Genomic DNA, 25,355 nt, shown 5'->3' with positions numbered 1-25,355 from the left:
ACAGTTTTCTCCCGATAACTATCGGGATTAGTTTTCAGTTAATGATGCCAGCTGTGACTGCGACTGTACACTATTTCCTCTTCCAACAATCTTCCACATGGTCATTCACCATTCCGGTGGCTTGCATGTGTGCGTAAATGGTTGTTGAGCCAATAAACTTAAAACCTCTTTTTTTTAAATCTTTACTTATTTTGTCTGAAAGAGGTGTTGAAGCCGGAATGTCAGCTAGTGTTTTGGGTTGGTTATCAATAGGTTTTCCATTGGTGAAGTTCCAAATGTATTTTGAAAAGCTGCCGAATTCTTCTTGTACTTTCATAAAAGCAATGGCATTGGAAATGGTACCTTGAATTTTGAGACGATTGCGAATGATACCGGCGTCTTTCATTAATTTTTCGACTTCATAGGCATCGAATACCGCTACCGTTTTATAATCAAAATTGGCAAAGGCTTTTTTGAAATTGTCTCTTTTTTTCAAAATGGTGTACCAACTTAAACCTGCTTGAAAGGTTTCCAAGACTAAAAACTCGAATAACTTATCGTCATCATACACGGGATTTCCCCATTCGTTATCATGATAATCGCGGTACAAATCGTCTTTTTCGCACCAAGCGCAGCGGATTTTATTGTCCATCTTTGGCTATATATTTTTCAATTAATGAATGTCCTAAATAAATAAACGGTGTCATGCCAACCGCTATAATTAACTTAACGGTATAGCCTGTCAATCCTGAAATGATGTAGGTTTTGGTGTCCATAATTCCGGGTAACCAAAACGCAATTCCCAAGACAATAAAGCTGTCAAAAAACTGTGAAACTACGGTTGAACCCGTACTTCTGAGCCAAATCATTTTGTTGCCGGTGCGTCTTTTGACAAAATGAAATATCGATACGTCAATCAGCTGAGAAATCAAAAAGGCGGTAATGCTACCAACAATTATCAATTGGCTTTGTCCAAAAACAGCATTGAACTGGTCACTAGAAACCGAGCTGATTCCCGTTGCCGGAATATTCATGGCAAAGTACAAAACAAAAAAAGTATAAGCAATCAATCCGGCGGTGATGAAAGAAAGTCTTCTAACGCCTTTCTCACCGAAATATTCGTTGATTAAATCGGTGGTGACAAACACAATTGGCCAGGGTAAAATACCAATGCTCATTACGGCAGAGCCAACATCAATCAGTTTTCCGCCTATGAGTTCGGCTACGATGGCATTGGTTATAAAAATGCCGGCTAGCACAACATATACCGTATCTTTTTTAGATTGAAACATGCCTTATTCCTCGAAATTAAAATAGTTTTCTCGGTTTTTCTTTTTTCTAAAACTAGCACCGGGATGATCGGCGTTGATGGTTTCTTTCATAATCGCCGGGATTAGTTTTTCAACTGTATTTTCTTCATCAATTTCTTCCAATATCGGAGAGAAGTAGGCTTTCGGAACGATTTTGCCATTTTCGATTAAAAATGCCATGGAATGGAAAGTTTTGGCGCCAATGATTTTCTCGTCTTTTGTTTTTTGGGACTGATAAAAATAAAATACGGCCTGATTTTTTCCTTGATTGATGTTTCTTTTTTCTAAAAATTGCACTTTGGTAGTTTCTTTTATTTTATCAAAATCTCTCATAGCTGCTTCGGCAATTTCATCATCAGAAATGTTTTCCAAGAAATCAAAAGCGTCTTTTTCTTGGAGTAAAAGAATGGTTTTAAATTTTGTTTTAGGATTTTCGAGTCCTTTTTTTATTATTTCTTTTGAAGCTTTGTTGTGGGTAATTTCCAATTTTAGAATCTCTAATTGGATATCAGGATTGTCTAATTTTTTTATTTTGCCCATTAATTCGTTGACGCTATTGTTTTTTGGGAGATGTGATAAAAGTGAAAGGTAATTAATCAGGTTGGTGTTAGGATTTTCGTCTTGTTCATACGCATAAGCATAATCATCTTCGTATTCATTTTCTTCTTCAGAAGCCTTTTTTTCTTCACGATTCAACAGTCTTTTGTATTCCAATTTAGAATGGGTCAGAATCAGTTTTTGAAAGGCTGCAATTTTTTTCGGTGAGCCTAGTTTTTTATCTAACAAATTGTTACAGAAACTAATGATAGGTTTGTTGTATTCATCAATGCCATAGAATTGGAAGATATCAGGAAATAAAACTTTGCTTTCCTCGAGGTTTTCCTCAAATGAATTAAATAATTGATTGATTTCATAAGCATCTTCGGAAACCGGAAGATCAAATTCCATTAGTTTTAAAACCAGTCGGTATGCATTTTGGGTGTTTTGCGAAGCCAAAGCATTTAGGATGGCTAATTGTTCGGTTGTTTTGGTGCTTTCGGCTTTGTATTTATTTTCAAGGTAAGGGATAACCGCTTTGTGGTTTAAATAGCCTAATTTTTGATACAAACCAGCTTTACCGTCTGTGTCTTTGAATTCATGAGTGTCTAAAAAAGAGGTGATGCGTTCAAAATCGGTTTCCTTTAGTTTTAAATTATACAAGTTGTTATAAGCGATTTTACGAATAGAATCGGTTTCGCTTGAGGCTTCCTCTAAAAACAGTTTTACTTTGTCTTCAAAAATACTTGTTTGGGTTGTTTTTTCGGGAACAAATGAAGAAAAAGCTTTTTCTATAAATGGGTCATCGTTTTTATAATTTCGGTCAACCAAAGCCTTGAGGGTGACTTTTCGGTTTTCCATAAAGAAGGTTTTGATTTTTAAGGTTTGGTCAGCATTTTTAATACTAACCAAAGCGTCAGCAACTTCACAACCCAACGCATCGTTATGCGAAAAAGTATTGCTTACAACTTCTGTCTTTTCAAATTCCTTAAAATAATTTTCCCAAGTCGATTCAAATGGATCCGGTTTGTCTTTATAAACTCTGTATTTATCGAAAAGTGTTTTTAATTCTTTATTATAATCGTTTTTCAATGAATCTAAAGTAGTCACTTGAAGGTATCGTGGATAATTGATTACTTCAACAGAAACGGTTTTTCCGGTATAAGAATCAAATTCTTTGGGTTCAAAATTGATTTCCGGATTTCGCTTCCATCTTCTCATGGAACGAATTTCGTCGTTACCAATTCCTAAAATGGTTTGTTCGTTTATTTTTTTTGGAATTTCGATAGTATATTTCCCTAAAGAGTCACGATAAACAGTGCTTTCGGAAGTTTTAAACGCTTCAAAAGAAAAGGAATCGAAGAACTTACTACTGCTTTGTTCAGTGGCATCAATGGCGCCTAAAAGATAAAATTTATTGCCTTTGATTATCGACTTTAATTTTACTTTTCGATGTTCATTTGTTGAAGACGAGATGAAATCTTTGGTGTTTTCCTCAAACTTGGCCGTTTCTTCCATTTCATGGTTCATGTAGAACTCGTTTTGGATTTGTTGGTGTTGAAAGGTTTTATCATCCATAAAATCCATATCGGTAGAAGTGTTTTCCATCACAAAATAATAACTTTTCTCTTGCGGATCAAAGGCTTCGAAAGTCACATCGGAAGCTGTTTTTTCACTGTTGCCGTATTGAACACAAAATTCAGGCATTGTAACCGAAAAGCCCCCTTTTTGAGGTTGAACTTTCTCCCAAGTATTTTTAAAACCTTTGATTTTAAACTTGTCGAAAATGGTTTGCTCGTATTGTTTTACATAAGTTCCTGTTCCTGAAAACGAAACACTAATAATTTCTAATGGCGTAACATAAAAGCGATAATGTTGGAAATTGCCGGCTTTGCTTTTGTTTTTGACGTCGTAACCAATATAAGATTCGTCTTTGATTTCTTTTTTCTCCAGAATGTTTCCGGGAATGAACTCGTAAAGCAAACTATCGATACTTTTATGATTGAAATAGTTGTTTTTCTTTTGCATGTAATTGTGCAACGGTACTCTGACCATGCTTAAAACTCCGCCGTTAGTGATGTCAAGCGTACTTTTTATTTTGTCAAAATCTAAATTTAAGTCGAAATCAACAGTTTGAATCATTTGATCAGCCGTTGGTTCCGTCTTTATTTTTGGAGCCGGAAAGAATTCTTCGATGGTTTTTTTATTGGTTTCGCCTTTTTTGGTTAATTGTCCGATAACCGGTGTAACTTTGTACCCTTTGTTGATTAATAATTGTAAAACGCCTTCTTTTCCGCCTAAATGCGCTGCACCAACAGCACTAAACAAACTGCCGTGATGTACTAAAGAATCGATGCTTTTGACCATGTCATAATTGCGGTCGATGATCATAATTTTGTGTTTCTTTGGGCTTTCTGACAACTTACTTAATGAGTCAAGCATCACGATGTCTTTTTCGCGGTAGAAATCTTTTAAAGTGGTGTAGATAGATTTGCCTTTCAAGATTTTGGTTAATATGGCTTTTTTTTCTTCTTCTTCCTCTGAAGCTTCTTTTTCAGCGTTTCTAAAATCAATCATTTGTTCGGCCTTACTGAAATTGACGAATGATTTTTTGGCATCTTCGAGACCAACTGTTTTTTTGTTGTATTTCTTTGCGGTTTGATGGATGAACATATCCAAAACGGTGCTTTCGCTGTAATCGGCTTTATTGCCTTCTACTCCGGAGGACATTTGATTAAAGAAATTGTAGTTGGTAAACAATTGCAATAAGTCTTGTTTTTCTACCGGTTTGAGTTGAAATTTAGAATAGAATTTTGATCTTTGTTTGGGTCTGTAGTTCATGTATAAATCGAACAATTCACCCCAAGAATCGGGATTGCTTTCATTACTTACAATATCGGCTTCCAGTAAATGCTGGTAGAAAGCATCGGAAAGATGGTAAGAGATTTTTTCATTAACATGAAAAGTGCCATAAACGTAGGATTTCTTTTTTAAACCTTTTCCGGAAATTTCCCAAAGCAATGTTTTTTCAAATTGGGCATTAACTTGTAGTGTAAAAAGGACAAATAGGATGAGAGCAAAAATTTTTTTCAAGGGATATCATTTTGATTACAGACAAATATAAACAAAAAGGCATCCGATGATTGTTATGACTATTGTTAATTTTTTGTCAGTTCCTTTCTAAAATTATGCGTTGTTTTTAGCCCCGATGGGAGCTGGCTACCATGTAGCGCGGACAGCGGGACGAATAGTGAAAAGAAAGCTAAGCGTTGTGCTCCTAAAACAAAAAACCTCGATTCAAGGATGAACCGAGGTTTTTTTATGTTGAATTAATAATTTTAACTCATTGAATTATCCTAAAGTAACTCTTTTGAAACCGGTGATTTCAACGTTGAATCCTTTAACATAGTCGCCAACTTTTTTACTGTCATCTTTGATGAAGTTTTGATCTAGTAAAGCTTTTTCTTGATCTAAAGTCGTGTTGTCAGAGATGAAACGTTGTACTTTACCCGGAATAATTTTATCCCAGATTTGTTCCGGTTTGCCTTCCGCTTTTAATTCTGCTTTAGCATCTTCTTCTGCTTGTTTTAAAACTTCTGGAGTTAATTGAGAGAAAGAAATGTATTTAGGAACATTTTTCAAAGTTTTTCCTAAACGTTTTGCTTCTTCGTTTTCTTTTTCGATTACTGCAATACGAGCAGCCAATTCAGAAGCAACAAAAGCAGGATCAAAATCTTTGTAAGATAAAGTATCCGCGCCCATAGAAGCTACTTGCATAGAGATATCTTTGGTCAAAACGTCAGCGTTGGCAATTGGTGCAGAAATAGCAGTTAAGGCAGCAATTTTGTTAACGTGAACATAAGAACCAACAAAAGCACCTTCTAAAATTTCGAAACCACCGATTTCGATTTTTTCACCAATAACACCAGTTTGCTCGATTAATTTTTCAGCTACAGTAATTCCGTTGAAATCAGAAGCTAAAAATTCTTCTTTAGAAGAGAAGTTGATTGCTTTTTCCACTAATTGTTTAGCTAAAGTTACGAAAGCTTCATTTTTACCTACGAAATCTGTTTCGCAGTTTAAAGTGATGATTGCTCCTTTAGTGTTGTCAGCATTGATGAAAGAAACAGCAGCGCCTTCAGAAGACTCACGGTCAGAACGGTTAGCCGCTACTTTTTGTCCTTTTTCTCTAAGGATTTGTATAGCTTTATCGAAATCGCCTTCCGCTTCCACTAGAGCTTTTTTACAGTCCATCATTCCGGCACCTGTAGTTTGTCTTAGTTTATTTACGTCTGCAGCAGTAATTGTGATTGTTGACATAATATTTTTTAATTTAAAAGTTTTTTAAAAGTAAATTACGAATTACGAATTTCAAATTACGAGTCAAAATAATCCGTAATTCTTAATTCATAATTCGTAATTATTTTTTGTTTTATTCTTCAGTTTTAGTTTCTGTAGCTTCTACTTCAGGAGCAGCTTCAGCTTCAACAGCCGGAGCTTCAACTGCTGGTGCAGCCACTACTTCTACAGTTTCTTCAGCTTCAGGAGCAGCATCAGAAGCATCAGAGGTTCTGTTAGCTAAACCGTCTTTAACAGCATCAGTAACTAAAGTTAAAATTTTATCAATTGATTTTGAAGCATCATCATTGGCTGGGATAACGTAATCTACTTCACGTGGATCAGAGTTAGTATCAACCATTGCAAAAACTGGAATGTTTAATTTTTGTGCTTCTTTGATTGCGATGTGTTCCGCTTTGATATCTACTACGAATAAAGCAGCAGGTAATCTTGACATATCAGCGATAGAACCTAAGTTCTTCTCTAATTTGGCACGAAGACGATCAACTTGTAATCTTTCTTTTTTAGACAAAGTCATGAAAGTACCATCTTTCTTCATTTTATCAATAGAAGCCATTTTTTTAACGGCTTTACGGATAGTAACGAAGTTGGTTAACATACCACCAGGCCATCTTTCAGTGATGTAAGGCATGTTACAAGCCAATGCTTTTTCAGATACGATATCTTTTGCTTGTTTTTTGGTAGCTACGAAAAGTATTTTTCTACCAGATGCTGCAATTTTTTTCATGGCTTCGTTAGCCTCTTCAATTTTGGCAGCAGTTTTATATAGGTTAATGATGTGAATACCATTACGCTCCATATAAATGTAAGGAGCCATGTTTGGATCCCATTTACGAGTCATGTGTCCGAAGTGAACACCTGCTTCTAATAATTCTTTAACGTCAATTTTGTTTGCCATTGTGTAATAGTTTACGTTCCGTGATTAGCAATGTTCCTTTTGGCTGTAAGCAATAAGCTTTGGGCTTTAGGCTTCATTTAGATGCTAAACTATTCCCTTAAAAGGAATATCGACAACTTGTTTTTTAATTTCTAATTTAATTGTAAAAAATAATCTGAAAATATATTCTGGTAAATACCGAATATTAACGTTTCGAGAATTGGAATCTCTTTCTCGCTTTTTTCTGACCGAATTTTTTACGTTCTACCATTCTTGGATCTCTTGTTAGTAATCCTTCTGGTTTTAGGATGCTTCTGTTTTCAGCTTCCACTTCACACATTGCTCTTGCAATAGCCATTCTCACAGCTTCTGCCTGACCTGTTGAACCACCACCGTATACATTTACTTTTACGTCAAAGTTGTCAGCGTTGTTTGTCATAGACATTGGCTGTAATACTTTGTACTGTAAAGTAGCTGTTGGGAAGTAGTTGTTGAATTCTCTTTTGTTAACGGTAATTTTTCCAGTACCTTCTGAAACGTAAACACGTGCTACTGCACATTTTCTTCTACCGATTTTGTGAATAACTCCCATTACTTAAGATCGTTTAGGTTAACTGTTTTAGGTTTTTGAGCCGCTTGTTTGTGCTCAGTTCCTACAACAACATTTAGATTTCTGAAAAGCTCTGCTCCTAATTTGTTTTTAGGCAACATTCCTTTCACTGCTTTCTCTACTAGTAAAGCAGGGTTTTTTGATTGCAAAACCTTTGCAGTCAAACTTCTTTGTCCTCCTGGATAACCTGTGTGACGAATGTAAGTCTTGTCGTCAAGTTTGTTACCGGTAAGGTTGATTTTCTCTGCGTTGATAACAATTACGTTATCTCCACAGTCGACGTGAGGTGTGTAACTTGGCTTGTATTTACCTCTTAAAAGCATCGCAACTTTTGAAGCAAAACGACCTAAGTTATGACCTTCAGCATCTACGATGATCCACTCTTTTCCAGAAGTGGCCTTGGTTGTAGATTGTGTCTTGTAGCTTAATGCGTCCATAATATTTTTTTAATTAAACATTCCATTCCCAATAAAGGGAGTGCAAAAGTACAATTATTTATTAATAAAGCAAATACCATTTTTCAAATTTTTTTACAAACCGCCTTATTTTGCTTAAAATCCTTTAAATGAATAGACTTAGCATGGTAAAAACGGTTGATTTTTGATGCTAATTGAGCTAAAACTTTTGTGGTTTCTCCGCTAACTTTCGGTCTTCATTAAGAGGATGCAGAAGAAATTTTACTATTTTTACACTTTAACCAAGACAAAAATGAAATCGAAAGCCACTTTAAAACAAATTGCCAAAGAGTTAGGGGTTTCCGTTTCCACCGTTTCAAAAGCCTTGAACGGAAGTCCGGAAATCAGTGAGCCAACTAAACAGCGTGTACAGGAATATGCCAAATTGAAAAATTACAAACCCAATGTAATTGGTTTGAACTTAAAAAACAGAAGAACCAAAACCATAGGCGTGATTATTCCGAATATCTTAAATTCCTTTTTTGCCAAAGTGTTTAGTGGTATTGAAAAAGTCGCCGATGAAAAAGGGTATAAATTGATAACCTGCATTTCAAATGAATCTTTGGAAAAAGAAATCAATGCTTTAGAAATGTTGAGCAACGGAACCATTGACGGTTTTATACTTTCCATATCTGAAGAATCTCAAAAATTACAAAAGTTTGGGCATTTTACTTCCATAATTAATGAAGGTACTCCAATCGTAATGTTTGATAGAATTGCCGATGAGGTAAATTGTGACAAAGTCATCGTTGACGATTTTGAATCAGCAGTAAATGCAGTGGAACATTTGATCAAAACCGGATGTAAAAGAATTGCTTTGCTCTCTGCGATTGATAATTTGAGTGTCGGAAAACTTAGAGCGGAAGGTTTCTATAAAGCTTTAGAGAATCACAGTTTAAAATTAGATGAAGACTTAGTGATATTGACTAATAATAATGATGAATTCAACGCTAAAATCGGAGGTTTTTTTATCAAAAATAAGCCAGACGGTGTTTTTGCAGTTGATGAACATGCTTCGGTTACTGCAATGAAATTGGGAATTCAAAATGGGTATAAAATTCCGAAAGATTTATCGATTATAGGTTTTGCAGACGGTGTTTGGTCACGAAGAATGACGCCAAGTTTGTCAACGGTAAGTCAACACGGGCCTGAAATCGGAGAAGTAGCTGCGCAATTATTGATTGATAAATTGGAGAGCGATGAAGAAAGCTTTACGTTTACCACCACAACAATCAAAACCGAGTTAAGACAGAGAGATTCGACCAAAAGATTATAGTGAAAGGATCGGTGTGTTTACCTAATGTCAACCTAAGTAGGTTGCACTTAAGAGTTTTTTTGTTCTAAATTTGTGAATCATAAAATGTTATCAATGAAAAAGTTTTTCTCAAGTTTCTTTTTCCTGTTCTGTGTTAATTTTATCTTTTGTCAAGAAGCTGTCAACCTTTTTGATATTGCCAGAAAAGGAACGGTTGAACAAGCCCAAGAGTTTATTAAAACAAACCCAAACAGCTTAAATTCCGTAAATGAAAATGGTTTTACCGCATTAGTGTTGGCTTGTTATAAAGCAAATAATAGTGTAGCCAAGTGGTTGATCGAAAAAGGATGTGATGTTAATGTTAAAACCAACATGGGTTCAGCTTTAATGGCTTGTGTTGTAAAAGGGAATAACGAAATTGGAATGTTATTAATTGACAAAAAAGCCGATTTAAATATTGTAGACAATCAAGGAACCACCGCGTTGATGTATGCAGTACAGTTTAAAAATATGGAAATGATTAAATTATTGCTGGCCAATAATGCGGACAAAAATTTAATTGACAATAAAGGGAAGACAGCTTTCGAATATGCCACTTTCTCTGAAAATGACGAAATTATAAACCTATTAAAATAATTGACTATGAAAAAAATTACTTTACTACTTCTTGTTTTACCATTGTTTTGTTGGTCGCAATCTAAACTTTCAAATACGGTTTCCGTTTCGAATATCAGCGCCAATATTTTGCTTAACAATGACACACAAACAGCAACTTTAACGATTGTTGGTCCTTCAGACCGATGGTTGGCTTGTCAATTTGGTCAATTTACCGGTGGGATGCAATCTGGTAGTGATGTTGTTTATTATAACGGAACAACCTTAGTAGATGCAACCCATGTTGGGATTGGTTCAGCGCCGACAGCAGATGCTCAAAATAATTGGACTGTAATTCAAGACAATGTAACAACAGGAGTACGAACTATAGTAGCCACCAGAGCATTTAATTCTCCCGATGCTACTGATTATGATTTTGTTTACAGTAACACTACAATTGGAATAGCCGTCGCTCATGGAAATTCTGATTCATATGCATTGGCCTATCACGGAGGTGGAAATAGAGTCTCAAATACAAGTGTGCCTTTTACTACTTTGGGTGTGGAAGATTTTTCTTTGAATGCTTCTCAAATTTTCCCGAATCCTTCTAACGGAAATTTCTCTATCAATACCAGAACTGCTTTAGAACAAGTTTCAATTTATACTTTAACAGGTAACTTTGTAAAAACAATAAAGGTAGAAAGTACAAATGCAACACAAATCAATATAGAAGGTTTGTCAACCGGCGTTTATTTAATTGAATTGCAAAATGCTTCTCAAAAAGTCTGGAAAAAAATTATCGTAGAATAAGACTAAAAGAATATAAATAATTAAAAAGGCAACAAGTATAAATTGTTGCCTTTTTTATTTTAATGCGCTTCGAGCCAATTTTTTCCGGTTCCAAGTTCAACCTCCAAAGGAACGGCCAGTTTAAATGCATTTTCCATTTCGTGTTTGATCAACGGTTTGATTTTCTCTAATTCGGAGTTGTGCACGTCAAAAACCAATTCGTCATGAACTTGTAGCAACATTTTTGATTGCCAATTTTCCGAAGTTAGTTTTTTATGAATGTTGATCATCGCGATTTTGATAATATCGGCAGCGCTTCCTTGAATGGGAGCATTTACGGCATTTCGTTCGGCGCCACTTCTAACAACTGCATTGGCAGAATTAATGTCTTTTAAATAACGTCGTCTTCCCAAAACCGTTTGTACATAGCCATTTTCTCTGGCAAAATCAACTTGGTCTGACATATAAGATTTTAGTTTTGGATAGGTCTTGTAATAAGCGTCAATTAAAGCAGCGCTTTCGCTTCGAGACAAGGAAGTTTGGTTGCTCAAACCAAAAGCAGAAACGCCATAAATAATTCCGAAATTAACCGTTTTGGCATTGCTTCTTTGTTCTTTGGTCACTTCCTCTAAAGGCACATTGAATACTTTTGCAGCCGTACTTCGGTGAATGTCTTCATTGTTTTGGAAGGCTTTAATCATATTTTCTTCGCCTGATAACGCAGCAATAATCCTCAATTCTATCTGAGAGTAATCGGCAGAAAGCAAAATGTAATTTTCGTCGCGAGCAATAAAAGCTTTTCTAATCAAACGGCCTCGTTCCGTACGAATCGGAATGTTCTGCAAGTTTGGATTGTTAGAACTCAAACGGCCGGTTGCGGCAACGGTTTGCATGTAATCGGTGTGAACTCGCTGTGTTTTGGCGTCGACTTGATTCGGCAATGCATCAATGTAAGTGCTTTGTAGTTTTACCATTTGACGCCAATCTAAAATATCTTTTACGATTTGGTGTTCGTTGGCCAAATAACTCAACACTTCTTCACCGGTAGCGTATTGTCCGGTTTTGGTTTTCTTTTGTTTGGCACCGCCGATTTTCATTTTGTCAAAAAGCACTTCGCCGAGTTGTTTTGGAGAAGCCAAATTGAATTTTTCTCCGGCAGTTTCATAGATTTTTTGTTCAAATAAATTGATTTCTTTTTGCATATCGACAGACATCGATTTTAAGAAATCTACATCTAAGCGAATACCTTCGGTTTCCATTGCGGCGAGAACCGGAATTAACGGAATTTCGATTTCGTCGAATAGTTTTTTGGTTTCGGCTTTGTCTAAAATCGGGCTGAAGATTTCTTTTAGTTGTAATGTAATATCAGCATCTTCAGCGGCGTATTCTTTTATATCTTCCAACGGCACATCGCGCATAGATAATTGCCCTTTGCCTTTTTTACCGATTAATGTTTCGATGGATTTTGGCGAATATTTTAAATACGTTTCACTCAATACATCCATATTGTGGCGCATATCCGGATTGATTAAATAATGCGCAATCATGGTATCAAATAATTTTCCTTTGACTTGAATGCCGTAATTGGATAAAATTTTCAAATCATACTTGATGTTTTGCCCAATCTTTTCAATGGATTCGCTTTCAAAAAACGGTTTGAATTTATCGGCTAAAATTTGAGCTGCTTCTTGATTTTCAGGAAACGGAACGTAAAAAGCTTTGCCTTTTTCAAAAGAGAAAGACATTCCGACTAGTTCTGCATGAAGTGTGTCAATTCCGGTCGTTTCGGTGTCAAAGCAGACTGAAGTTTGGTTCATTAGGTTTTGCAGAAACAATTTGGTGCCTAAATCACCTTGAATAATCGTGTAATTATGGTTAGTATTTTCTAGAGTCGCGTAATAAGATTGGTGTTTTGGCTGATCGCTGTCTTCATCCGAAAAACCAAATAAATCAAATTGGTCTTCATTAGATTTTTTGGCAATAGGTTTTTTAGTTGCTTTTTGATCATTGCCATTACTATTGTCATTGCCATTAGACTCAATCTCATCATATTCCTTACCGGTGCCGAAAAGTTTGTCGAATTGGGCTTTCATTTGGCGGAATTCTAATTCCATGAACAAAGCATCGGTTTTTTCGATATCGGGTTTGGATAATTCGAAATCTTCAGCATTAAAAGTTACCGGACAATCGAGTAAAATTCGAGCGAGTTTTTTTGATAGAATTCCGAGTTCTTTGTTGTTTTCGATTTTATCTTTCAACGCACCTTTAAGTTTATCGGTGTTTTCTAAAAGGTTTTCCATAGAACCAAACTCTTTCAATAATTTCTTGGCAGTCACTTCGCCAACACCGGGAAATCCCGGAATATTATCGGCAGAATCGCCCATCATTCCCAGAAAGTCGATGACTTGTTCCGGTCTTTCAATTTCGAATTTGGCCAACACTTCGGGAATACCCCAAATTTCGATATCGTTCCCCATTCGCGCCGGTTTATACATAAAAATATTTTCGGAAACCAATTGGGCAAAATCCTTATCCGGAGTAACCATGAAGACCTGAAAACCTTCTTTTTCGGCTTGCTTGGCTAAGGTTCCAATCAAATCATCGGCTTCAAAACCGGCTTTTTCCATGATCGGAATGTGCATCGCTCTGAGCAATTCTTGGATGTATGGAACAGCAATTTTAATCGCTTCCGGAGTTTCATCGCGATGCGCTTTATATTCTTGGTACATTTCGTAGCGGTAATCACTTCCGCCTTTGTCAAAAGCTACGGCTAAATGGTCAGGTTTTTCGCGTTTGATAACATCCATCAAAGAATTCATAAAACCCATAATGGCAGAAGTATCCATTCCTTTCGAATTGATACGGGGATTTTTGATAAAAGCGTAATAGCCGCGGAATATTAAGGCGTAAGCATCGAGCAGGAAAAGGCGTTTTTGTTGTGACATTTTCGAAATAAATTTTAAAGTGTAAATGTAGCGAAACTTTGAATGTTGGAGAAGCAAAATATTTTAGTTAAATTTAGCTAAATGAAAGACAATAATGCCTTGATTCTTTGTTATTTTGCTGAAAATTTAGGACACATGCTTCGTTGGATTTTCTTTTTCCTGTTTGTTGCCATTATTGAAGTTTATGCTTTTCAGGCGTTTAGAACCATTACTAAATCGAGATGGATTTTAGTTGCTTATCAAGTAATTTCATTGGCCGCCATCGTATATATCGTTTATCAATTTTCACAGTTTGACCGTAGGGTTGGACAAAATAGCAAAACGTTAATCACTTTTGGGTTGTTATTACTGTTGTTTATTCCTAAAATGATTCTGACTTTCTTTATGTTGTTAGAAGATGTGTACAGGGTTTTTTCCGGAGTAATCACTTATTTTATGGGTGATAACGACAACGGTGGGTTTTTACCGGACAGAAGACGATTTGTTAGTCAGGTAGCATTGGTAATGGCGGCGATTCCGTTTTCATCACTTTTATATGGAATGACTAAAGGGAAATACAACTTCAGGGTAATCAAACAAACTTTATTTTTCCCAGATTTGCCTGAAGATTTTGACGGTTTTACGATTACCCAAATCTCAGATGTTCACAGCGGAAGTTTTGATGATGCAGAAAAAATTCAATATGCGGTCGATTTAATCAATGAGCACAAGACCGATATGATGTTGTTTACCGGAGATATTGTCAATACTCATGCGACTGAAATGCATCCGTGGATTGATACTTTTAATAAAATTGATAACCACAAATACGGTAAATATGCCGTTTTAGGGAATCATGATTATGGTGAATATATTGATTGGCCTACACAAGCCGCTAAAGATCAAAATTTTGAGGACATCAAAAAATTGTATGGCGATATTGGTTTTGATTTGTTGTTAAACCAACACGCTAAAATTAGAAAAGGGGAAAGTGAAATCGCCATTGTCGGCGTAGAAAATTGGGGGAAAAACTTCAAACAAGCCGGTGATTTGCACAAGGCTTCTGAAGGTTTAACAGCAGAAGATTTTAAAATCTTGATGAGTCATGATCCAAGCCATTGGGAATATGAAGTGAAAAACCATGACAAGCATTTCCAATTGACACTTTCAGGTCACACGCATGGGTTGCAATTTGGGATTGAAATTCCGGGTATCATACAATGGAGTCCGGTGCAATATGTTTACAAACAATGGGCAGGATTATACGAAAATTTAGGGCGATATATTTATGTAAATCGAGGTTTAGGCTTTCATGCTTATCCCGGAAGAGTTGGGATTTGGCCCGAAATAACTGTTTTTGAACTAAAAAAAGGGGAAAAAGTAGCATAATTAGTTAAAAATGCTACATTTGTGTTTTAGAATCTCTTCTTTGTCTGTAAAAGAAGGTAAAATTATTTTGGTTTTATGTCAAAATTTGGAGAATTAATCAACGCTCAAGTGCCTGTGTTAATTGACTTTTACACAGAATGGAACGAATCTTCGGTGTCCATGCATCCTGTAATCAGAGATGTAGCAGCTGCGCTTGGTGACAAGGCAAAAGTGATCAAAATTGATGTCGATAAAAATCAGGAGTTAGCCGATGCTTTGCGTATCAAAGGTTTGCCAACCTTGATGATTTACAAAGATGGTCAAATGGTTTGGAGACAATCCGGTGAATTGGACGCGAACAGTATTATCGCTTTGGTTCAGGATCAATTGTAATCAATTTTTTCACAAACAAACCCTTTTTCGTTTAAATATTCTAAAGTTTTTGGTAAAGCATATTGCAGGTTTTGCCAAGCTTTTACGCTGTCGTGAAAAACGATAATACTGCCACTTTCTATATTTTTTAAAACATTATTCAAACATTTTTCCGGGGAAACCGCTTGGTCATAATCCATACTGATGATGTCCCACATGATTATTTTGTAACCTAATTTCCGTAGAGCATTTGCTTGAGACGGTTTAATTTTGCCGTAAGGCGGACGGAAGAGTTTGGAGTTTGGAGTTTGAAGTATGGCGTTAGCAATAGTTTCCGAGCACTTTTGGGTGTTTTCAATATAATCCTCCACGGAAGTTTCCCAGCCTTTTAAATGATTGAAAGTGTGGTTTCCAATTGCGTGATCATTTTCTTTAATTTTTTCGAAAATCTCAGGATGTTTTTGGATGTTATCGCCGATGCAAAAGAAAGTTGCTTTGGCGTTGTGTTTTTTTAATTGTGCCAATGTCCAGTCGGTTATTTCTGGAATTGGTCCGTCATCAAAAGTTAGGAATACTTTTTTTTCAGTATTAGGGATATCCCAAATGTATTTCGGAAAAATAGTCTTGACGAAACGGTTTGTTTTAACCCATAAACTCATAGTGTAAATGTAACAATTAAAAAATGTGAAAATGTAACAAACCCATTGCTACATTTTCACATTAAATTATTTCCAAATTAATTTATTCTAATTCTCTCCCAAAACGAGTGAAACGCTGAACAAAAGAATTGAATATTGGTTTATTTTTGTTATAAAACTCTAAATCTCCTCGGTCTTTCATCACCACCAATAAACTTCTGTAACGCTCAATATCGGTAATGATATCAGAAGCAATTCCGTTTTGAATGGAAGGCTGTATTCCGGCATAATACTTCAAGTTTTGTTTGTATTTGGTCATCAATCTTTCCAATAACTCTCGGGCTTTTGCTTTTTCGCCTAATTCATAATATCCGGAAGCAAATGGCTCAACCATGGTATAATAGCCATAATAATCCATTGGCATTTTGGATAAGGCCAATTCAATTATTTTTTTGGCTTTTTCTTTATCACCTTCATTGATTAATTGTTCCATTAATCGGGCCATATTGGTTCGGTAAGAGATGCTGTTTTTGCGAGTTTCAGGATCGTGATAGATAGTAGTCAAATCCCCGTTGCCCCAATCCCATTTGTTTATAAGATTGTACATTTTTTCACTATCTATTTGACCCATGTCATAAGGGTTTTGTTTGTCGATAGGTGTTTTGATAGGGACTAGTTTATAAACCAAACCATCTAATTGAAGATAATCTTTCATCCAAAGATAATCATCATCTCCAAAACTTCCTCCGGTAAAATAAATCGGTCTTTCCCAATTGTTATTGGCTAAAACATCTAACATCATCAAACGATTTTTATAAATCGCACTGCCTTTGATGTCTAAGTCGATGTAAGGAACGATTGAATCATAGTCTTTTTTGCTAACGACATTATTCTTGATTATGGCATTTTTATCTACAGGAATTCTGATTTTATTAGTTGGGTAAAAATGAATGGTTTGTCCATTTCGCAAATCGATTGTTGATCTTGAGTCTTTAATAAAATCGATAAAGGCTTTTATGTCCCAACGTGCATCAGTTTTTGGGATATGAGCGACATAATCTAACTTGTCACCAACATATTCACTGTGTTTAAATGAAATAGGTAAACCGCTAGCGTCATAGGTTTTAAATTTCATTTGATCGATATACCAATCGGTCATAAACAAGCTAGTGTTTACAATCTTAATGTCAGTTCTGATGCCTTCTATTTCTTGGGCATACCATAAGGGGAAAGTGTCATTATCACCAATGGTAAACAGTATGGCATTCTTGTCACAAGACTCCAAATAGTTTTTGGCCATGGCAATCGCTGTATATTTATTGGAACGGTCATGATCGTCCCAATTTTGTGAAGCCATTAAAACCGGTGCTGCTAAAAGACAAGCGGTGATTACAATAGGTCCGACGATTTTGGATTTTATGTATTCAGAGATGATTTCGTAAATCGCATACACACCAAATCCGACCCAAAGAGCAAAAACATAAAACGATCCAACCAATGCGTAATCTCTTTCTCTTGGTTCAAAAGGTCTTTCGTTTAAGTAAATTTTCAGGGCTAAACCGGTGAACAAGAATAATATTAGTAATACATAAAAGCTTTTCAAATCTCTTTGCGCATGATACATTAATCCTATTAATCCAATAATAAATGGTAAGAAATAATAAACATTTCTCCCTTTGTTGTTTACTACGTCATCCGGAAGATTTTCTTGGCTTCCTTTGCCTAAATGAACTTCATCTATAAATTTAATTCCACTTAACCAGTTTCCGTCAAGGTTGTCATATTTTCCTTGAATGTCGTTTTGTCTTCCAACAAAATTCCAAAGCAAATATCTTCCATACATGTATCCGAATTGGTATTCAATCATAAAGCTAATATTATCCCAAGTAGAAGGTTTTTCTACGATAAGATAATCGCTGTATTTTTTAAGGAAATTAATATAATCTTCGTTGTCAATTTGTTTTTGTGCGTAAGCAGATTTAAATTCATTAATGTTTTTCTGCATTTCATCTTTCAACTGTCCTACAGCTTGCATCACTTGGTCTTCACTCAAACTATCGATGTCAACCCCATATTGAGCCAAATCTTCTTCATAGGGATAGTTTTGGTTTAAAGTGAATTTAGGGATTTCAGTAAATTGTACATAATTTGCAATGTGATCATTGCTCCAAAGACGTGGCAAAACAGCTTTGTGCTTGTCGTCTGTATTTTGATCGGCATTTTTGTAATTGTTTACAATCACGTATTTTCCGGTTTTATAATCTCTTTCGTAGTTGGGCGCTTTGTCTAAATAGGGTTGGTCTTCATCTAATCCTGCAAAAGTATCTGTGTATTGAGGCCCGTAAAACAATGGATTAACCCCATATTGCTCCCGGTTGTAGTAAGCTAAAACTTCAGCGGCATCGGAAGGTTTATTTTCGTTAATCACCACATTGGCATTGGCGCGAATCGGCAACATCATCCATGTTGAGAAACCAATTAATACAAAAAGGATACACAGTAAAGCGGTATTGTAAAAAGGATGCCCTTTTTCGCGGGTATATTTTAATCCGAAATAGAAAAAAGCTATAATCAGTAAAGTGGAAAAAATGGTTCCGGAATTGAATGGTAGCCCAATACTATTCACCATGAAAATTTCCATTTTCCCAAAAAAGGCCAGCGTGTAAGGCAATAATAATTTAAAAATAAACAACAAAACAGCCACAATAATCACATTAGCAATGACGAAGCTTTTGACAGTGACTTTTTTATAGTTTTTGAAGAAATATAAAAATCCAATTGCTGGTATAGTCAATAGTGCCATAAAGTGAACTCCAAAAGAAAGTCCAACAATTAAAGAGATTAGTAATAACCATCGATTCCCTTTTGGCGTGTGCATTTCTTCTTCCCATCGTAATCCTAACCAAAACAGTAAGGCAATGAATAAAGATGCCATAGCATATACTTCGGCTTCTACAGCGTTGAACCAAAAACTATCAGAAAAAGTCAGAGCAAGCGAACCCACCATTGAACTGCCTAAAATGACTATGGCCTTGTTTTTATCCATTTCAGTATAAGAAGAAACAATTTTTCTCAAAAGAATTGAAGAAGACCAAAACATAAACAAAACAGTAAAGGCACTTGAGAATACCGACATCATGTTAACCATTAAGGCAATGGTTTCTTTACTGGTAGCAAACATCGCAAAGAATGCCCCAAGGATTTGGTAAAGTGGCGCTCCGGGTGGATGACCTACTTCTAATTTAGCAGCGGTTGAGATGTATTCACCGCAATCCCAAAAACTCATGGTGGGCTCTACCGTCAGTGAAAAAGTGATTAAAGAAATTGCAAAGGCTGTCCATCCTAGAATGGTATTCCACTTGTTGAAGTTAAAATTCATCATATAAGTATGAAATGAAAGGGTTTTGTTTATGGATACAAAGAAACTATTTTTTTTAACGCAATTAAACTTCAATTAACAAAAAAATCTCAAACTGATAATGAATTAACTACAAGTTTATTAGGTTGTGTTGTGATGGTTTTTTAAACAAAGAATTTAATTTTTTCTTCTATTTGTTTGTGTAAAATAAAATTTGTTCTAAATTTGCACTCGCATTAAGTAAAGCTGGTCTATGGTGTAATGGTAACACAACTGTTTTTGGTGCAGTCTTTCTAGGTTCGAGTCCTAGTAGACCAACAGAAAAAGCCTCTCAATTGAGAGGCTTTTTTGTTTTTATATTGTTTTATTTTTAAATTTTGAAAGTGACTACCGGTCTAACAGCATGATTTACTAAGTCTTCACTAATACTTCCGTTGAAGAAGTGGGCCAGTCCTTTTCTGCCGTGTGTGCTCATTCCGATTAAATCGGCATCAATGTGATTAGTGAAATTTAAAACGCCACTTTCAACATTGACATCATTATAAATATGAGTTGAATATTTGTTGATACTAAAGTTAGCAATAAAATCTTTCATAATTTCTTGCGCCACATGAGTTGGTTTAAAGCTGCTTGGCGTGTTAATCATCACAAGGTGTAATTCTGCATCAAATTTATTGGCAAATTCAACAACTTTTCCAAATGGTTTTTTAATTTCATCTGAAAAGTCAGAAGCAAATACAAATTTGTTAACGTCAAAATCGCCAGCTTCTTTTTTGATGATCAAAACAGGAGTGTCCGAATTTCGAACTACTTTTTCTGCATTGGAACCAATAAACATTTCTTTAAATCCGCTAGCACCGTGTGAACCCATTACGATTAAATCAACGTTATTTTTTTTGCTGATATTCATGATGCCTTCAAAGGCTAATTCGAATTGTATAATTTCAGAAACTTTCAATCCTTCAAGGCATTCGTCTTCCATTAAGTCTTCCAGTCGATTAATGGCGGCATTTTTAAAAAGCATTATTTCCGGTATGTCATGACCGCTTCCAATAGCGTCACCAGCTTGATGAGGTAACTCCAGCATGTGAAGAAGAAATATTTCTCCGCCATTTTTTCTGGCAATTTGTGCGGCCACTTTTAAGGCGTATTTTGCGTGGTCTGAAAAGTCTGTTGGGACTAAAATTTTTTTCATAATGTAAAAAAGTAAGTTTTGGATAGGATTTTTTAACACAATAAAGGTATTATTTTTTTTTGATTTAGCAATGATTTTTGATTTATAAAAAAATAACTATATTTGCACCGTTATTTACCATTCAAACTAAATAATGAGGGAAGCAATGCTTCCCTCTTTTTATACAACTATGACATTTAAAGAGAAAGTTTCGAGTTTATTAGAACAAGGGTTATTAGAAAAACCTTCGTTGTTTCTGGTAGATTTAAGTATTTCAGAGAGTTACAAAATTACCGTAACTTTGGATGGTGATAACGGTGTAAATTTGCAAGATTGTATCGATGTTAGTCGGATGATCGAAAATAATTTAGATCGTGAAGAACAAGATTTTTCATTAGAAGTAGCTTCGGCCGGCGTTTCAACACCATTAAAATTGGTGAGACAATACAAAAAAAATATTGGCAGAACGTTGAAAATAAAAACGGCTACTGAAACGATAGAAGCAAAGTTAGAAGCGGCTACAGAAGAAAGTATAACACTTTCGTGGACTGCAAGAGAACCAAAAAAAGTGGGTAAAGGAAAAGAAACCGTTGAGCATAAACGTGAAATTCTTTATTCAGAAATAAAAGAAGCAATTGTTATTATAATATTTAATTAAAATTTGGCATGGAAAATATTGCATTAATCGAATCATTCTCAGAGTTTAAAGATGATAAACTTATTGATCGAGTAACGCTTATGGCGATTTTGGAGGATGTATTTAGAAACGCATTAAAGAAAAAATACGGTTCTGATGATAATTTTGACATCATTATCAATCCTGATAAAGGTGATATGGAGATTTGGAGAAGAAGAATTGTTGTTGCTGATGACGATTTAGATTTAGAAAACGAAGAAATCACCCTAACTGATGCCAGAAAAATCGAACCCGATTTTGAAATCGGAGAAGAAGTTTCTGAAGAAGTGAAGTTAATCGATTTAGGAAGAAGAGCGATTTTGGCTTTGCGTCAAAACTTGATTTCTAAAATCCACGAACACGATAATACCAATCTTTACAAACAATTTAAAGATTTAATAGGTGAAATTTACACCGCTGAAGTGCACCACGTTCGCCCAAGAGTTGTAATTTTGGTAGATGATGAAGGTAATGAAATTGTGTTGCCAAAAGAAAAACAAATCCCGTCAGACTTTTTCCGCAAAGGAGATAATGTTCGCGGTATCATTGAAAGTGTTGAGTTAAAAGGGAATAAACCACAGATTATTATGTCGAGAACGGCGGATAAATTTTTGGAGAAATTATTCGAACAAGAAATTCCGGAAGTTTTCGATGGTTTAATCATGATTAAAAAAGTAGTGAGAATTCCAGGCGAAAAAGCAAAAGTAGCCGTTGATTCTTATGACGATAGAATTGATCCTGTTGGTGCTTGTGTTGGGATGAAAGGTTCTCGTATTCACGGAATTGTTCGTGAGTTAGGAAACGAAAACATTGACGTTATCAACTATACAAGTAACTTACAATTGTATATTACAAGAGCTTTAAGCCCTGCGAAAGTATCTTCCGTTAAAATTGACGAAGAGAAAAAAAGAGCGGAAGTGTTCTTGAAATTAGAAGAAGTTTCTAAAGCGATTGGTCGTGGCGGTCACAACATCAAATTGGCTGGTTTATTAACCGGTTATGAATTAGATGTAATTCGTGAAGGTATAACTGCAGAAGAAGATGATGTTGAATTAACAGAGTTTTCAGATGAAATCGACGGATGGGTAATCGACGAGTTTGCCAAAATCGGATTGGATACTGCCAGAAGTATCTTGAACCAAGATGTGGCTGATTTAGTAAGAAGAACCGATTTGGAAGAAGAAACCATTTTAGAAGTAATAAGAATATTGAAAGAAGAGTTTGAGGACTAATTCTTTCGCCAAAATAGATAAACATTAAAAAGATTTTATGTCTGAAGGAAATATTAGAATTAATAAAGTTTTAAGGGAATTAAATATTTCTTTGGAAAGAGCTGTGGATTATCTTAAGGATAAAGGAATTGCTATTGAAGCAAGTCCAAACACAAAAATTTCCGATGATGTGTATAATATTCTTTGTGGTCAATTTGCCGGAGACAAAGGAAACAAAGAAGCTTCTAAAGGCGTAAGTGAAGAAATCAGAAAAGAAAAAGAAGCGCTTCGATTAGAAAGAGAAAAAGAAATTGAAGACAAACGCAAAGCAGAGGAAGAGCGTCAAAGGTTAGAAGTGGTTAAGGCTAAAGCTGTAATCAGTGCTCCAAAGCAAATTGGTAAGATTGATTTAAATCCAAAACCTTCAGCTCCTGTAACTCCTGCTGAAACTCCGAAAATTGCTGTTGAAAAACCAAAAGAAGTTGTTAAAGAAGAAGCTCCTGTAGCCGAAGCCACTCCGGAAAAACCTGTTAAGGTAACAGAAGTTGAAAAGCCTGCTGCGGCAAAGCCTTCGGAAGAAGCTCCGGTAGACGAAACAATCACGACTCAATACCAAAAACTATCTGGTGCTACTCTTACAGGTCAAGTTATTGATTTGTCCCAATTTAACAAACCGAAAAAGAAAAAAGAGGAGTTCAAAAAAGACGCTAACAAACCTGCAACTCCAGGTGCCGGACAAACAGCAGCACAAAATGCGGCAAACAACGCCAATAAAAATAAAAGAAAAAGAATACCGGGTAAACCCGGAGAGCCTGGAAAACCTGCCATCACTAGTGGTGGCGGTGGCGGAAACGCTTTTGGACCAAATAAAACCGGTAATAAACCGGGCGGCGGAGGATTCCAAAAAGGAAATCGTCCTGCTATAGTTCAAAAAGTAGAGCCAACAGAAGAGGAAGTAAAAAACCAAATCAAAGAAACTTTAGAACGTCTTCAAGGAAAAGGAAACAAATCTAAAGCTGCCAAATACAGAAGAGACAAGCGTGATACACACCGTCAAAGAAATGAAGACGAGATGCAAGCGCTCGAAGAAGGAAGCAAAACTATTAAAGTAACCGAATTCGTTACCGTAGGTGAAATTGCAACCATGATGGACGTGCCAATTACCAAAGTAATTGGGACTTGTATGTCATTGGGAATCATGGTAACCATGAACCAAAGATTGGATGCTGAAACCTTATCTATCGTAGCAGATGAGTTTGGTTATGAAGTAGAATTTATCACAACGGATATCGAAGAAACGATGGAAGTGGTGGAAGACAGACCGGAAGATTTAGTGACTCGTGCACCAATCGTAACCGTTATGGGTCACGTAGATCACGGTAAAACATCTTTGCTGGATTATATTCGTAATGAAAACGTAATTGCAGGAGAATCGGGAGGAATTACACAGCACATTGGTGCTTATGCAGTTACTTTAGAGGGCGGACAAAGAATTACTTTCTTGGATACACCGGGTCACGAAGCGTTTACCGCAATGCGTGCTCGTGGAGCTCAAGTTACTGATATCGCGATTATTGTGGTTGCAGCGGACGATGATATCATGCCGCAAACTAAAGAGGCAATCAGTCACGCACAAGCAGCCGGCGTTCCAATGATATTTGCTATCAACAAAATTGATAAGCAAGGTGCTAATCCTGAAAAAATTAAAGAGAAATTAGCAGCCATGAACTTATTGGTAGAAGATTGGGGTGGGAAATACCAATCACACGACATCTCTGCTAAAAAAGGAACGGGTGTTAAAGAATTATTAGAAAAAGTATTGCTTGAAGCTGAAGTTTTAGACTTAAAAGCAAACCCAAATAAACCGGCAGTTGGAACTGTAGTCGAGGCACAATTAGATAAAGGTAGAGGATATGTATCCACGATATTGGTGCAATCGGGAACTTTAAAAGTGGGTGATTACGTTTTGGCCGGAAAAAATCACGGTAAGGTAAAAGCCATGCACGATGAAAGAGGGCATAACATCAAAGAAGCCGGGCCATCAACACCAATCTCTATTTTAGGTTTGGATGGTGCTTCAACTGCGGGAGATAAATTCAACGTGTTTGAAGACGAAAGAGAAGCGAAACAAATTGCTGCCAAACGTACTCAATTAATGCGTGAACAATCAGTGAGAACACAACGTCATATTACCTTAGCAGAGATTGGTCGTCGTATTGCTTTAGGCCAATTTAAAGAACTGAACATTATCCTTAAAGGTGACGTGGACGGATCTGTAGAAGCGCTTTCCAGTGAATTCTCTAAATTGTCTACCGAAGAAATTCAAATCAATATTATCCACAAAGGTGTTGGAGCGATTACTGAAACCGACGTTATGTTGGCTTCTGCATCAGATGCGATCATCATCGGATTTAATGTTCGTCCTGCCGGGAATGCTCGTCAATTGGCACAAAAAGAAGAAATCGATATCAGAAGTTATTCCATTATCTACGATGCAATCAACGACTTGAAAGACGCTATGGAAGGCATGTTGTCGCCGGAAATGAAAGAAGAAATTACCGGTACTGCTGAAATCCGTGAGATATTTAAAGTCTCTAAAGTTGGTTCTATCGCCGGATGTATGGTTACCGATGGTAAAATCTTCAGAAACTCTAAGATTCGTTTGATTCGTGAAGGTGTCGTAATTTACACAGGTGAATTAGCTACTTTAAAACGTTTCAAAGATGATGTGAAAGAAGTGGCCAAAGGATACGATTGTGGTATTCAAATTAAGAATTACAACGATATTGAACAACTGGATTTGATCGAAGCTTTCCAAGAAGTGGAAGTAAAGAAAAAGTTGAAATAATACTAAAGAAAAAGTCTCGAG

At 36.0% G+C, this 25,355-nt stretch carries 19 protein-coding genes and 1 tRNA gene; 9 read left to right on the top strand and 11 right to left on the bottom strand.

All coding sequences use genetic code 11. The features are described 5' to 3' along the window. Positions 1–70 precede the first annotated feature (70 nt). The 7 genes from ACK4R1_RS00310 to rplM all read right to left on the bottom strand — a co-directional run bounded on the left by ACK4R1_RS00310 (position 71) and on the right by rplM (position 8,109). Positions 71–631 (bottom strand): DNA-3-methyladenine glycosylase I, encoded by a 561-nt coding sequence (locus ACK4R1_RS00310; RefSeq protein ID WP_409682038.1) that lies wholly within the window; start codon positions 629–631, stop codon positions 71–73. Continuing rightward, entirely contained in the window at positions 621–1,271 is a 651-nt protein-coding gene (locus ACK4R1_RS00305) for a queuosine precursor transporter (protein ID WP_409682035.1), read from the bottom strand. The genes ACK4R1_RS00310 and ACK4R1_RS00305 overlap by 11 nt, the downstream gene beginning before the upstream one ends. A gap of 3 nt (positions 1,272–1,274) precedes the next feature. Continuing rightward, positions 1,275–4,919: a TraB/GumN family protein gene (locus ACK4R1_RS00300; protein WP_409682032.1), complete on the bottom strand. Its 3,645-nt coding sequence runs from the start codon at positions 4,917–4,919 to the stop codon at positions 1,275–1,277. A 258-nt stretch (positions 4,920–5,177) separates the two neighbouring features. Beyond that, complete coding sequence (tsf, locus tag ACK4R1_RS00295) at positions 5,178–6,146, bottom strand: translation elongation factor Ts (RefSeq protein WP_409682029.1); 969 nt, start codon at positions 6,144–6,146, stop codon at positions 5,178–5,180. A gap of 112 nt (positions 6,147–6,258) precedes the next feature. Continuing rightward, complete coding sequence (gene rpsB, locus ACK4R1_RS00290; RefSeq protein ID WP_409682026.1) at positions 6,259–7,083, bottom strand: 30S ribosomal protein S2; 825 nt, start codon at positions 7,081–7,083, stop codon at positions 6,259–6,261. A 184-nt stretch (positions 7,084–7,267) separates the two neighbouring features. Then, entirely contained in the window at positions 7,268–7,654 is a 387-nt protein-coding gene (gene rpsI, locus ACK4R1_RS00285; RefSeq protein WP_121311954.1) for a 30S ribosomal protein S9, read from the bottom strand. Beyond that, positions 7,654–8,109 carry a 50S ribosomal protein L13 gene (gene rplM, locus ACK4R1_RS00280; RefSeq protein ID WP_409682022.1) on the bottom strand — a complete coding sequence of 152 codons (456 nt, stop codon included), beginning with the start codon at positions 8,107–8,109 and terminating at the stop codon, positions 7,654–7,656. The genes rpsI and rplM overlap by 1 nt, the downstream gene beginning before the upstream one ends. 271 nt (positions 8,110–8,380) lie before the next feature. Here rplM and ACK4R1_RS00275 point away from each other — a divergent pair, with 271 nt between their 5' ends. From ACK4R1_RS00275 to ACK4R1_RS00265, 3 genes are all read left to right on the top strand, one after another. Then, a complete protein-coding gene (locus ACK4R1_RS00275) occupies positions 8,381–9,403 on the top strand; it encodes a LacI family DNA-binding transcriptional regulator (protein ID WP_409682019.1) in 1,023 nt (340 codons plus the stop codon). Between the two features lie 93 nt (positions 9,404–9,496). Continuing rightward, positions 9,497–10,018 (top strand): ankyrin repeat domain-containing protein, encoded by a 522-nt coding sequence (locus tag ACK4R1_RS00270; RefSeq protein WP_409682016.1) that lies wholly within the window; start codon positions 9,497–9,499, stop codon positions 10,016–10,018. A gap of 6 nt (positions 10,019–10,024) precedes the next feature. Beyond that, on the top strand, positions 10,025–10,786 hold the full coding sequence (locus ACK4R1_RS00265; RefSeq protein WP_409682013.1) for a T9SS type A sorting domain-containing protein: 762 nt from the start codon (positions 10,025–10,027) through the stop codon (positions 10,784–10,786). Positions 10,787–10,845: 59 nt separating this feature from the next. Here ACK4R1_RS00265 and polA read toward each other — a convergent pair whose 3' ends face one another. Then, entirely contained in the window at positions 10,846–13,710 is a 2,865-nt protein-coding gene (gene polA, locus ACK4R1_RS00260) for a DNA polymerase I (RefSeq protein WP_409682012.1), read from the bottom strand. Positions 13,711–13,791: 81 nt separating this feature from the next. Between polA and ACK4R1_RS00255 the strand changes: the two genes are divergently transcribed. Beyond that, positions 13,792–15,078: a metallophosphoesterase gene (locus tag ACK4R1_RS00255; protein ID WP_409682009.1), complete on the top strand. Its 1,287-nt coding sequence runs from the start codon at positions 13,792–13,794 to the stop codon at positions 15,076–15,078. Between the two features lie 75 nt (positions 15,079–15,153). Beyond that, positions 15,154–15,450, top strand: coding sequence for a thioredoxin family protein (locus ACK4R1_RS00250; protein ID WP_171221519.1), 297 nt, complete (start codon positions 15,154–15,156; stop codon positions 15,448–15,450). Here ACK4R1_RS00250 and ACK4R1_RS00245 read toward each other — a convergent pair. Both ACK4R1_RS00245 and ACK4R1_RS00240 read right to left on the bottom strand, forming a co-directional pair. Further along, positions 15,441–16,088 (bottom strand): polysaccharide deacetylase family protein, encoded by a 648-nt coding sequence (locus ACK4R1_RS00245; protein WP_409682007.1) that lies wholly within the window; start codon positions 16,086–16,088, stop codon positions 15,441–15,443. The two genes, ACK4R1_RS00250 and ACK4R1_RS00245, sit on opposite strands and share 10 nt — an antisense overlap. Before the next feature lie 82 nt (positions 16,089–16,170). Next, a complete protein-coding gene (locus ACK4R1_RS00240) occupies positions 16,171–19,449 on the bottom strand; it encodes a protein O-mannosyl-transferase family (RefSeq protein ID WP_409682003.1) in 3,279 nt (1,092 codons plus the stop codon). Positions 19,450–19,672: 223 nt separating this feature from the next. On the opposite strand from ACK4R1_RS00240, the gene ACK4R1_RS00235 reads away from it, so the two are divergent. After that, positions 19,673–19,743 (top strand) — tRNA-Gln (locus tag ACK4R1_RS00235). Between the two features lie 52 nt (positions 19,744–19,795). On the opposite strand, the gene ACK4R1_RS00230 is transcribed toward ACK4R1_RS00235, so the two are convergent. After that, the gene (locus tag ACK4R1_RS00230) at positions 19,796–20,620 is read right to left on the bottom strand and encodes a universal stress protein (protein ID WP_409682000.1); all 825 of its coding nucleotides are present in this window, start codon (positions 20,618–20,620) and stop codon (positions 19,796–19,798) included. 169 nt (positions 20,621–20,789) lie between these two features. Between ACK4R1_RS00230 and rimP the strand changes: the two genes are divergently transcribed. Genes rimP through infB form a run of 3 tightly spaced genes read left to right on the top strand, consistent with a single transcriptional unit; the run spans position 20,790 to position 25,334 of the window. Then, positions 20,790–21,257 carry a ribosome assembly cofactor RimP gene (gene rimP / locus ACK4R1_RS00225; RefSeq protein ID WP_409681997.1) on the top strand — a complete coding sequence of 156 codons (468 nt, stop codon included), beginning with the start codon at positions 20,790–20,792 and terminating at the stop codon, positions 21,255–21,257. 8 nt (positions 21,258–21,265) lie between these two features. Then, a complete protein-coding gene (gene nusA, locus ACK4R1_RS00220; RefSeq protein ID WP_187658909.1) occupies positions 21,266–22,507 on the top strand; it encodes a transcription termination factor NusA in 1,242 nt (413 codons plus the stop codon). 37 nt (positions 22,508–22,544) lie between these two features. After that, positions 22,545–25,334, top strand: a complete 2,790-nt coding sequence (gene infB, locus ACK4R1_RS00215; protein ID WP_409681994.1) for a translation initiation factor IF-2 — start codon at positions 22,545–22,547, stop codon at positions 25,332–25,334. The last annotated feature ends 21 nt before the right edge of the window (positions 25,335–25,355 follow it).

Origin of the sequence: Flavobacterium sp., from assembly GCF_046293665.1 — a bacterium.
GTDB lineage: Bacteria > Bacteroidota > Bacteroidia > Flavobacteriales > Flavobacteriaceae > Flavobacterium.
This window is presented reverse-complemented; position numbering and strand designations above follow the sequence as displayed.